Source organism: Flavobacterium sp. U410, from assembly GCF_053570605.1.
Genome location: NZ_JBSEFI010000002.1, coordinates 85251 through 97262, shown reverse-complemented (window position 1 = coordinate 97262; position 12012 = coordinate 85251). Strand labels below are relative to the sequence as shown.

General features: G+C 32.1%; 10 protein-coding genes. 4 read left to right on the top strand and 6 right to left on the bottom strand.

Features of this window, described 5'->3' with window-relative positions:
• Nucleotides 1-41: 41 nt before the first annotated feature.
• From ACUSJC_RS02050 to ACUSJC_RS02040, 3 genes are all read right to left on the bottom strand, one after another.
• Complete coding sequence (locus ACUSJC_RS02050; RefSeq protein WP_449267889.1) at nt 42-1382, bottom strand: peptide-N-glycosidase F-related protein; 1341 nt, start codon at nt 1380-1382, stop codon at nt 42-44.
• A 96-nt stretch (nt 1383-1478) separates the two neighbouring features.
• On the bottom strand, nt 1479-4523 hold the full coding sequence (locus tag ACUSJC_RS02045; protein ID WP_449267888.1) for a T9SS type A sorting domain-containing protein: 3045 nt from the start codon (nt 4521-4523) through the stop codon (nt 1479-1481).
• 194 nt (nt 4524-4717) lie between these two features.
• Complete coding sequence (locus ACUSJC_RS02040; protein ID WP_449267887.1) at nt 4718-6043, bottom strand: tetratricopeptide repeat protein; 1326 nt, start codon at nt 6041-6043, stop codon at nt 4718-4720.
• Between the two features lie 462 nt (nt 6044-6505).
• On the opposite strand from ACUSJC_RS02040, the gene ACUSJC_RS02035 reads away from it, so the two are divergent.
• Complete coding sequence (locus ACUSJC_RS02035; protein WP_449267886.1) at nt 6506-7108, top strand: NAD(P)H-dependent oxidoreductase; 603 nt, start codon at nt 6506-6508, stop codon at nt 7106-7108.
• Nucleotides 7109-7124: 16 nt separating this feature from the next.
• On the opposite strand, the gene ACUSJC_RS02030 is transcribed toward ACUSJC_RS02035, so the two are convergent.
• A complete protein-coding gene (locus ACUSJC_RS02030; RefSeq protein ID WP_449267885.1) occupies nt 7125-7904 on the bottom strand; it encodes a rhomboid family intramembrane serine protease in 780 nt (259 codons plus the stop codon).
• A gap of 178 nt (nt 7905-8082) precedes the next feature.
• Here ACUSJC_RS02030 and ACUSJC_RS02025 point away from each other — a divergent pair, with 178 nt between their 5' ends.
• The 3 genes from ACUSJC_RS02025 to ACUSJC_RS02015 all read left to right on the top strand — a co-directional run bounded on the left by ACUSJC_RS02025 (nt 8083) and on the right by ACUSJC_RS02015 (nt 10566).
• Entirely contained in the window at nt 8083-8646 is a 564-nt protein-coding gene (locus ACUSJC_RS02025; RefSeq protein WP_449267884.1) for a Crp/Fnr family transcriptional regulator, read from the top strand.
• 84 nt (nt 8647-8730) lie between these two features.
• Entirely contained in the window at nt 8731-9198 is a 468-nt protein-coding gene (yiaA, locus tag ACUSJC_RS02020) for an inner membrane protein YiaA (RefSeq protein WP_449267883.1), read from the top strand.
• Nucleotides 9199-9288: 90 nt separating this feature from the next.
• Nucleotides 9289-10566, top strand: a complete 1278-nt coding sequence (locus tag ACUSJC_RS02015; RefSeq protein WP_449268037.1) for a replication-associated recombination protein A — start codon at nt 9289-9291, stop codon at nt 10564-10566.
• 31 nt (nt 10567-10597) lie between these two features.
• Here the strand turns inward: ACUSJC_RS02015 and ACUSJC_RS02010 are convergent, their stop codons facing one another.
• Entirely contained in the window at nt 10598-11323 is a 726-nt protein-coding gene (locus ACUSJC_RS02010) for a hypothetical protein (RefSeq protein WP_449267882.1), read from the bottom strand.
• Nucleotides 11323-12009: a YjjG family noncanonical pyrimidine nucleotidase gene (locus tag ACUSJC_RS02005; RefSeq protein WP_449267881.1), complete on the bottom strand. Its 687-nt coding sequence runs from the start codon at nt 12007-12009 to the stop codon at nt 11323-11325. Before ACUSJC_RS02005 ends, ACUSJC_RS02010 begins: the two co-directional genes overlap by 1 nt.
• Nucleotides 12010-12012 lie beyond the last annotated feature (3 nt).

Below are 12012 nucleotides of genomic sequence, written 5' to 3'. Positions count from 1 at the left end.
ATTTCTTTAAGCAAAAGAATTTATTAAGTTTTATAACAAAATTATTGCTTTACTATTTTATTATTAAGTTTAACTCCATTTTCGAACTCAACTTGAACAATATATATTCCCGCTTCTAAATGAGAAATATCCAGGCGATTTGAGTTTAGTTTACAACTCATTCTTTCCCCTAAAATGTTAACTACTTTTAAATTTGCTATGTTTTCTGAAGCATCAATTGTTAGAAAATCTGTAGCAGGATTTGGATATATGTTAAGGGATGTTTCATCGAAAGATGTTAAACCTGCGGTTTCTATATATTGTCCTTGTAAGTATAAGGATAATGGAAAATTGCCATCTTGATTAACAAATTGAGCATCCGGAACAGAGATAACGAAAGTATGTGTCCCTGCCGTTAAGTCACCTAAATCTACTTCTTTAATAGGAATTGAATTCCCCGGACACCAATTATTCCAACTTGCCCACCAAGTAGTTGATTGAGGAGTTGTTCCATAAATACCATTAGGTTGTGTATTATATACTCTATAAGGTTCACAAGAGATTCCGCTTGGTTTATAGAACAACCTTAAAGTACCATCAAAATAAACATAATGCCATCTTCTAACATATTCTTCACCTCCAGAACCTGCTCCATGATTTGATATGATTAAATACAGTTTGGCATTTTCAATAGCTTCTGCTAAAGTGAAGGTTATTGTCTTTGTTGTGGTTCCAATAGCATCACTTGCTCCTTCTTGATAATTATTAAAATTTGCTTTCATGGAAAGAGGCAGAAGAAAATTTCGATTATTTTGCTCCAAAGTTCCTGTAGAAACAATCTCTAAAGTTCCAAAGAAGACGTCACTTCTTCCGGAGCATCCTGCAATTTCCGTATTGGCAGCATAAGGAACTCCAAATAACTCTAATTCAACCCAAATATCATAGTTTGCTATAATTGAGTTATCCTTAAAAATTTCACCTAAATTATCAACAGTATAGCTATAAGGGACTTCATCCGGACTAACATTTTTATCCATAAAAGGGGTTATGTATCTTCCTACTTCTATCTTCTGTACAGCATTAGAATCGTACGTATTTTGTCCTTTGGGTACAAAAGCCAGGTTTACATTCCCTATTCGATCATAATTATCACAAGCTGCTTTTATAGTTACATTTATAGTTATCTGATCTCCGAAAGAGGCCAACACATCTTCTGTAAGCTTCCTTGCATATAAGTCATTTCTATGTCTTATAACTCCTTCCGGAACAGGATAATCAACAACAGTAGCATAACCATCATAAAATAAAATCTCATCAAATACAGTATAAGATACATTTTGAGCTTTTGCACTATTAAAAAAAGTACTGATTAAAATAAAAAATAAGATAATTTTTGTTTTCATTAAATTGTTTGTTTTATGGTTTTATAGTTTTAAAAAATCAAAAACAAGAAATTCATTTTTTTGAATTTCTTGTTTTATAATCTTACAAATTAATATCTATTTTTTTATCACTTTATGTATTGAAATTATACCTTCTATTGATTGTATTCTTACAATATAAATACCTGATGGTAAGTTTGATAAATCAATCTCTTTTTGAACTTTTGATTCCAGAACTTCCTGACCAATTGAGTTATACACTTGAACTGAGGCTAAATCAGAATTCGATTTTACTGTAATTACTCCAAGTGTCGGATTTGGATAAACGCTAATTTCCGTTTGAACTTTATCAAAACTTTCTGAACTCAATGTTGACTGGGTTGTTGTAACAGCTAATATAGCTAATCTGATTTCATTTGCCCAAGGCGCTGTTGAATCACCTGCAAAACTAAATGTAATACCTGTAATTATTTTAGTCTGATTTGCAGGGTACAATGTAATTACATCTTCATATAGCCTTGGATTTGAAGCACTTCCTTCTAAATTGTTATTTGCTCTATTTACTCTACCGATTCCTTGAATTGCATATCCTGAACCATCATACCAATCTTTTGCTTGCAAATCTGCTGTTTGAGAAGAACCATCACTAAAATTAACAACTGCGGTATATGGCAAGTTAGATGAACCTCCACCTGCTGCTGCTGATAGAATATAAATATTGCCTACATTATCTGCTGAAAAAGATAGTGTTCCTGAACTTTGAGTATTAACAGAACCTGTCACGTATGATGGTGTTAAATATAATGCATTTGGTCCTGAATAATCAGCTAATTGGAACGTTACTCCTGAAGTATTTGCACTATTAATCACACCATCTGCCGGTAACCCATAAGTTGGGAAACTACTACTAGCTGTTGCCTGAAAATCTAAAGATACTAAAGCTCTTGAATTTACTTCATCTAAACCTAAATCCGAAGAAGCCGATGCATCTCCTATTCCATTTGCAATAATATCATAATTAAACCCTGTTATTTCAGATGTGTAATTTGACTCACAAATACTGATTCCTAAGATTGCTGTTGTGTGTGCATCGTTTGAAGTAACTGCTTTGTCAAAATCAATGGAAATAATATTTTTAGCATAGTTTGAAGGATCTAATGTTAATTCGTTATAAAAAAGATTTGTATTTGTTAAGCCTCTGAATTCGTTTCTTGGAGCCCATCCTGTTGTTGCAGTGTTTCTTGAAACTTCTCCTGTATTGGCCATCACGATATTTGAAGGCGCACCACTATCAAACCACCAAGCTGTTGCTTGGAATACTAAAACTTCGCTACTTCCGTCAGAGAAATTAACTGTAGCTGTTACATCATGATTATCTGCTGACGTAGAACCACCTTCGCCTCTAACAGCTGCTATGTAAATGGTTTGTGCTTTTTTAGGTGTCGCTAATGTTAACGTTCCTTGATTTGTTACACTATTTCTTAATACTAACGCATTGTTAGCACTAAAATCAGCTAATTGAAAAGAAAGCCCGCTAACTGCTGTATTAGACAAAGTTCCGTTATTTGGAAAACCTCCGCCATAAGCATCAGCACTAGCTCCTGAAGAATGAGGGTTTAAAGGTACAAAATCTTGAGCATAAAAAGTATAAAAGGCATCTACAGTATGTGTTGTTTTATCAACCGTATTACCGCCTGTTCCTTCTGCCACTACATCTGCATTAAATCCGCTAAGTTCTAAAGCAGAGAATGTACAAGTACTCGGAATAACTTGATTTGAAATAACGATATCTATTTCGTCATACATACTAGTATCTTGTACAGAAGTTGCTCTAATAGTAATAGTCCCGTTTGCTAAAGCAGAAACTAAGCCATTAGCACCCAAAGAAGCATATTCACCACCATTTATAATACTCCAAGTCACACCTTGGTTTGCTCCTGATGGGTTTACAGTTGCTACTAATTGTAGCGTTCCGGCATTTTGAGTAATTTCAGCAGCTACACTTCCTGAAGTAGTAACATCAACCGAAGTTACAGGATCATAAGTTACTTCTGTTGTTTCTATTCTTTTAACTTTAACACCGCTTTCTGTATATGTCAATACCAAAACATCGTTAATAGCATCATAAACTAGATCATTATAAGTTGCAGTACTCGTTGAAATGAAATCGCCACCGAAAGTTTCCCACGTATTTGTTGATTGATTTAATTTATAAGCTGTATTTCTACCGCTATTTACAGCCCAACCACTAGCTACGACATAAACTTCTCCATTAGGACTTGCCGCAATAGCTACATCATAAAGGTCATTTGATATTCCGAAATTAGCATCTCCTACTTGATCCCAAGAAGTTCCATTAAATTTTTTAACATTTAATCTTCTGTTATTTGCAGCATTTGAAGAATAAACCACATAAATATTGTTACTACCATCAATTGCTATATCCGAAGTAGCATGTGTAGTTTCTGTAAAACCTGAACCTACTGTTCCTCCTCCAACAAGCGTCCAAGAATCAGAATCTGTTGCTGTTGTAAGATTAGAATACACTTTTACTCCTGAAGCATAATGACAAACATATACTTTATTGTCTGTTCCTATTACCATTTCTGCATTATAAGGTACTGCTCCTGCTATTCCGGCACTTCCAACTTGCTCCCAAGTTCCGTTAACGAGACGTCTTACCGTACCAGAACCATCAGAACTATATACAAATAGAACGTTTGAAGGAGAAACTTTTGAAGCCTGATAATTAGCTGAACTTGTTGTTGCGCTAGTCAATTGTGTCCAAGATGTACCGTCAAATTGACGCACTTCTACTCCTGTAGACGGATAAGCCGCTTGATTTGTATAATATGTATTCCCCATATCGTCTTGAGAAAGAGAACTATAAGTTGCTGAACCTGTAGTTATTCCGACAGCCCCTCCTAAATAACTCCATGACGTTCCATCAAACTTTTGTACAGATCCTTTGCTTACTGAAAGATCATAATAAGAAACATAATAATTTCCACTAGCATCAACTGCCAGATTATTCCAGCTACTTGTTGAAGCTGATATACTACCTGATGTTCCGACATCTTCCCACGTTTGGGCATTAATACTTGCTGAAAATAACAAACAAGCTAATGTTAATTTTTTAATTGATTGGTAAAGTTTTTTCATAATTCAATGGTTAATAATTTTCTTTTAAAAAAGTATTCACCACAAATCTCTGTTAAAAATTTAACATTTTTTTATTTTTTAATACTCAACCCGTTCTTTTTTAACAAAAAAAGGCTACTCATTAGCTACTCATTAACTACTTTATAGGTACTTTTAACGTTTTTTTAAACAAAAACTCTTGATTTTGTCAAAAATTAAACAGAAGCGAACCAATTGTAAATATCAACTGCCGGAGGTATATTGAGCTTTTTCCTAATTCGATATTTTTTATTTTGAACCGTTCGTATCTCTATAAACTTTAATTCGGCTATCTTTTTTGTTGAAAGATTGAGTTTAAGTAATGCACAAAATTCAATTTCAGTTTTATTTAATGTAGAATCAATATTCAGAAGTTTATCTGAAAAATCCGGATATAATTTCTCAAAAGCGAACATAAATGCAGGATCATCTTTTCGGATCATTTCTATCAAGTCATCATAATCTGTTATAAATATTTCCTTTGTTTCTTGCTTTTTTCTAAATACATAAATCCACCCCCCTATAACAATCAGAATTGAAGTTCCTATTACATAAAATATCCATACTGGTATTTTTTTTCCTTTTTTTTCTTTAACTGTAGTAGCGCCCTTATCCATAATTTTTTGAAGAGAGTTATACTTACTCTCCAATGTAGAAAGTCGAACTTCTTTTAATCTTTCTCCAAAAAAAGCGGCTTGAGCAGAATCTCCTAAAATTCTATGAATTTCTTCAAGATTCTGATATAACTCTTCAAGATTTAACTCCTCCCCATTAACTTTACTTAATTGATAAGACTTTTGAAAATAATCTAAAGCTTCTTTATGCTTTTTTTCACCTTTACAAACTAAGCCAAGTACAAAATAATTGGTCATCATTATATTATCATCGGGAGAGTCTTTTGGCTTTAAAGCATTTGATTTTAAAGCATAATATTCTGCTTTTTCAAGATCAAACAAAACATAAGTATTAGCTAAATTTGAATAATTAATATATTGGTATCTTTTCACATCCTCAGGATCAGGAAGCTTATCATAATTATCTACTACTTCTAAGAGCTTTTCAACAGCTTTTTCTGGCTGTCCTTTGTAATTGTAAACATTTGCAAAACCATTTAAAGCATTTACTTTTGTAAAAAAAACTGTAATATCTTTTGGGTCTCCTTTTTCAAGTATTTTTAAAGCCGTTTCTAGTTCAGTAATTGATTGGTCATAGAATTGATTGATTGAGTATGTTTCGGCAAGATAAATATGAGACATCCCCTGCATCTGTATATTATGATAACCTTCTGACTTTTCTTTTAACTGTTCAGAAAATACCATTAATTTTTCAGCATCTCTTTTAGCATAGTAGTACCTACATTTTCTATCCAATATTTTCAATTCAGAAGCCGAGTCTTTTAACCGTAAAGATACTTCCAGCAATTCATCCATTTGCTGAAAAGCTTCATCTATATTTCTTTTAAAAAGTTGTCCGTTTGCCACAACCTTCTTTTGTAATTCCATTTTGTCTGAATTCTGCGAAAAAAGATTTATTCCAGACAAAAACAGTACTAGAAAACAAAGTGGGGCTATATTATATTTTCTACTAAAGTTCATTTTCTATCAATACTTTAATTCAATACGTTTAATAAACTTTGCAAAAATAAAATTTATTTAGACTTAATAAAAATTATTACACTTTTTATTAAAGTTAAATTTTGTGCAATGTAAAAACTATATTAATTTTTAGCGAAATATACGTAAAAAGAGCTTATTCAGCAATTAGAAATATTTTTCTACCTATCAAAACATATTAAACTTTCCTCTATTCAAAATATTTATTCTTATTAAAAAATTGAAAACACCCCTTTTCAAATCGCTAATACAAAACAATATTTCTAACAATTAAATTAAACATAAAAAAACATGAGACTTCTTGTATAGAAAATAAACACTAGTTAAATTTATAATCTAAATCGAAAACTTATGAATTTCTTGGAAATGATGAAAAAACGTTATACCACAAAAAAGTATGACGCAACAGCAAAACTAACAGATGAACAGTTAATTGCTATTGAGGAAATCTTACGATTAAGTCCTTCTTCTCTTAATACTCAGCCTTGGAAATTCACTATTATCTCCGATCAGGAAATAAAAAAATCCTTAGCTCCTTTTTCATTTCACAATAAAGAAAAAGTGGAAGATTGCAGTCACCTAATTGTTTTCAATGTTATTGACCGCTTAGATTTATTTGAAAAACAAATTGCTGAAAATTTACCGGAATATGCACTAACGTACTATAAAGACCGGATAAAGCCTTTAGGAGAATCTTACACAAAAAACTGGATGATCCAACAAGTTCATATTGCATTAGGTGTTTTATTGAGTGCGTGTGCAACTATGGATATTGACACTACTCCTATGGGCGGTATAGAACCTGACAAATATGATAACATTTTAAATCCTTCCAGAGATTATAAATCTGTATTTGCTGTCGCTTTGGGAAAAAGAAGCTTTGAAGACAAGAATCAACCTGACATCACCCCTAAAAGAAGGTTACCGATAGAAAAAGTTATTGAAAAAAGATAAAATAAAAAAAACTTCTTTAAGGTAAATTCTTTTTTATTCCTAAATAATCATATATCACTTTAATAGACGATGTAAAATAATTTTTAACAGAATCTTCCTCTTCTTGTATTATAATTTTTGGTGGCGGATTAAAATTACCGTTTTCATCAAAATTCCGCATGAATTTATCTTCTTCGGGATTAAAATCAGGATGTTCCCAATTGTATAGTATTGGCTTTCCAAATTGAGGTGTTTTTAAGAGCATTGCCATAAACAGTCCCGTAACAAAACCACTCAAATGACCTTCCCACGAAATCTTTTGATCAACTTCCGGAAACATGTACCAAAGCATTCCTCCGTAAAGCAAAACCACCACAAAGGAAACCGCCATTAAACGAAAATATTTAGTAAAAATCCCTTTAAAAAAGATAAAACTTACCAGAACATAAATCAGTCCACTGGCACCAATATGATAACTCGGTCGACCTAAAAGCCACGTTCCTAAACCCGAAAAAAAGATACCGAGAAAAACTACTAACCAAGTTTGTTCTTTATAAAAATACCGAAGGAATGCCAATAAAACGATTAAAGTAAAAGAGTTATTGACAATATGCTGAAAATCGGAATGTAAAAAAGGACTGAACAAAATTCCTTTTACACCAAACCACTCGCGAGGATAAATTCCCCAATGATGAAAGTTAACATGAAACTTAGTTTCTATCCAAAAAACCAACCACATTAAAGCAACAAAAATCAAAGGCCATAAAACAACTGATTCTGAAAATTTAAACTGGTGGTCTCTGATAATTTGTTTCATACTACTTCTTTATACAATCTTTTTAATTTCAAATGACAGATTTGCATAAATTGATTCTCAAATATAACACCAGAATTATATTCCCGAAATTTTGTCATAACTACTGCTGAAAACCTGACAAAATCAAAATTAATTCAATTTATTTTTTATTTTAGTTGCAAAAAATTACATTTATTTCGTGGAAAGATTACGGAAAATTTTAGCAGAAAAAGTAGAAATTTCTGAAAACGATTGGAACTTTATAAATCCAAAACTTCAAGTAAAAGAATTTAAGAAAAAAGAATTTCTTATTACTACTCATCAAGTCGAACAAAACATCTATTTTATTTTAGAAGGTGTTTTTCGTATTTTCATTGAACTCCCTGAAAAAGATGTTACTTCTGATTTTGGTTTCCCTAATGAATTAATTAGCAGTTATTCATCATTTCTTACGCAAACACCAAGTGTTGCCTGTATTCAAAGTTTAACGAAATCGAAAGTGATTTTTATTACCAAAGAAGATTTAGATGAAATCTATAAAAACACTTCTTGCGGAGAATCTATGGGTAGAGTTTTTGCTGAAGAATTCTTTATGTATAAATCAAAAAGAGAACTCAGTTTTATGAAAGATTCGCCAACCGAACGCTATTTAAACTTATTTAAAGAACAACAAAACCTCATTCAGGAAATCCCACAGAAGTATTTAGCGTCTTACATTGGTATTACACCACAAGCCTTAAGCAGAATTCGTGCAAAAATATAATTGCCTCCAAATTTGTTAACCGAAGTTCATTGTTTGACCTTCTTCTTGTCCCTTTCTTTGCTTTAGAAATTTAAATCTAAAATTATGGAAACAAATCAAGTAAACAATGTAGAACAAGCGAATACAAAAACTAAAGAAATTATAATTGTTCAAAAACCAACCGATGCTTTTATTGGAGCAGCATGGCTTTCACTTATAACCGGAATGGTTTCTTATTGTATTGGACTTTGGAATGCACAGATGCAATTAAACGAAAAAGGTTACTATTTCACTATTTTATTGTTTGGTTTATTCTCTGTAATTTCTATCCAAAAATCAGTAAGAGATAGAGCCGAAGGAATTCCAGTAACCGATATGTATTATGGAATAAGCTGGTTCACAACTATTGCATCAATCACTTTACTAGTAATTGGACTTTGGAATGCTGATTTAGAATTAAGTGAAAAAGGTTTTTACGGCATGTCATTCCTGTTAAGTCTATTCTCGGCAATTTCGGTTCAAAAAAACACCCGAGATTTATTACTTTCGAAAAATTCAGATAAACACGAATAAACCAAATCGTTATAAAATCACTTAAGGTTTGAAATTTAATTTCAAACCTTTTTCTTTTATATAAAATTGAAAAAAATGTACTTTTACAGTATGGAAGCACCTTTAGCAGAACGCATACGACCACAACATTTATCAGAATATATTAGCCAATTGCATTTAGTTGGTGAACAAGGTTCACTAACTCATCAAATTGCCAGAGGAATCATTCCTAGTTTGATTTTGTGGGGACCTCCGGGAACAGGAAAAACAACACTTGCTCAGATTATGGCTGAGGAAAGTAAGCGTCCGTTTTATCAATTGAGTGCTATTCATTCGGGCGTTAAAGAAGTGCGCGAAGTGATTGAAAAAGCCAAACAAAGTGGTGGTCTTTTTACGGCTAAAAATCCTATTTTGTTTATTGATGAGATTCATCGTTTTAGTAAATCGCAACAAGATTCTTTATTAGCTGCTGTCGAAAAAGGTTGGATTACATTAATAGGTGCAACGACTGAAAATCCGAGTTTTGAAGTGATTCCCGCTTTACTGTCGAGATGTCAGGTTTATGTTTTAAATCCGTTCACCAAAGAAGATTTGGAAGCCCTTTTACATCGTGCTATTGCCGTTGATGAAGTTTTGAAAACCAAAAATATTCAATTAAAAGAAACAGAAGCTTTATTGCGACTTTCGGGTGGCGACGGAAGAAAGTTATTAAATGTTTTTGAATTAGTTATCAATGCTACTGAAGGTGATGAAATTGAAATCACTAATGACAAAGTAATGCAACTAGTTCAAAAGAATACGGTTTTATACGACAAAACCGGTGAACAGCATTATGATATTATTTCTGCCTTTATCAAATCGATTAGAGGAAGTGACCCAAATGGTGCTGTATATTGGTTAGCTCGCATGATTGAAGGTGGTGAAGATGTAAAATTCATTGCTCGAAGAATGTTGATTTTGGCTAGCGAAGATATTGGGAATGCTAATCCTACGGCATTAATTATGGCAAATAATACGTTTCAAGCGGTAACAACTATTGGTTACCCTGAAAGTAGAATTATATTGAGTCAGTGTGCTATTTATTTGGCAACTTCCGCTAAAAGCAACGCTAGTTATATGGCGATTGGCAAAGCGCAACAATTGGTTAAACAAACCGGCGATTTGCCGGTTCCGCTTCATCTTCGTAATGCGCCTACCAAACTGATGAAAGAATTAGGTTATGGAGACGAATACAAATATGCTCATGATTTTCCAAACAACTTTGCCGAACAGGAATTCTTACCTACTGAAATTTCGGAAACCAGATTTTTTGAACCGGGAGAAAATGCCCGCGAGCGCGAGTTACGTCAGTTTTTAAAAAATAGATGGAAAGATAAGTATGGGTATTAGGTGGTTAGTGCAAAATACTTTTTACTTTTTACTAAAACTTCACATCGACTTTCTCCGAAATCAATTTTCCATTTTGATAACTATCAAAAAACCAACCATTAATTTTCTTATGAAAAATACCATTTATGTCTCCTTTTTGAGCAAAATAAACCGTATCAACTGAACTTTCTTGAATTGTATAAATTATAGTTGGAACACTATCTACTAACTTATATCCATTTTCAATCGGTAAAGCAAACAATTGATTCACACTAGTTACTTTTGGAGTTTCAGTTTTTATTTTATCTTCATTTGAAACAGAGGAAACAATGACTTCCTTATTAGTACTTTTTATATAATTATTTTTGAAATTTAATTGTCCTTTCATTGAGCTTAATGCTTCTCTAAAAGTTTCTTTATAAGCAACTTCATAAGATTTTTCACGACTACTCCCTATTTCACTAACTAACAATATTTTACCTAAGCAATCTTTAATTTCAAATGCAATATTTGTAGTAAACAGTTTACTTTGATCAATTACATTTGCATATAAAACACTGCAACGATTATTAGCAATGTCTAAAGGAAGCTCTTCTGTATCATAAAAAACGGTAAACCCTTCTGTTTCAAAAAAGGATTTTGTTAATGTATTTAATCCATATTTGTCGGCTTCTTTTAAAAACTCAAACTTAGCCGGAACAATAACATATTTATATCTCTCTTGAGACCAATTAGTAACAGTAACTAACAACGTAATAATTACAAGTAATTTTTTCATTATAATATTTTCTTTAATTCTAATAAATGATTGATTTGTGTTACTTTTTCTTCTACTTCTATCTTTTCTGTATTAAAAAAAATAGCATCTATTCCAAAATTTAAGGCTCCTTCAATATCTGCATCAAGGCTATCCCCTATCATTACACTTTCTTCTTTTTCGGCTTTTGCCAATTGTAATGCGTGTTCAAAAATAGTAGGGTGTGGTTTTTTTACTCCGGCCATTTCTGAATTGGTTACCGTTTGAAAAAAATGCTCAATATTTGAGTTTTTCAGCTTTTTATCTTGAACAAAATGAAATCCGTTGGTAATAATATGCAAATGATAATTAGGCTTCAAATACTCTAAAACTTCAATAGCACCATCAAACAAATGATTACTATTGGGCAAATGTGTGATATATTCTTCCGAAAGTTCATTTACTGTTTCTCTAGAAACCTCAACACGTAACGCATCAAAAACATCTTTCAAACGATAATAACGTAAATCTTCGTGAGAAATTTGATTGACTTGATACAATTTCCAATAATGTTGGTTTCTTGGAATGTACAATTTTAAAAAGTCATCCGTATTAAAATCAAATCCGCGTTCTCTGAAAATAACATCAAAAGCCACTGCCGAATTCCTGTCGAAATCCCATAGTGTATGATCTAAATCAAAGAAAAGGTGTTTTTTATGTTGAAACAATTT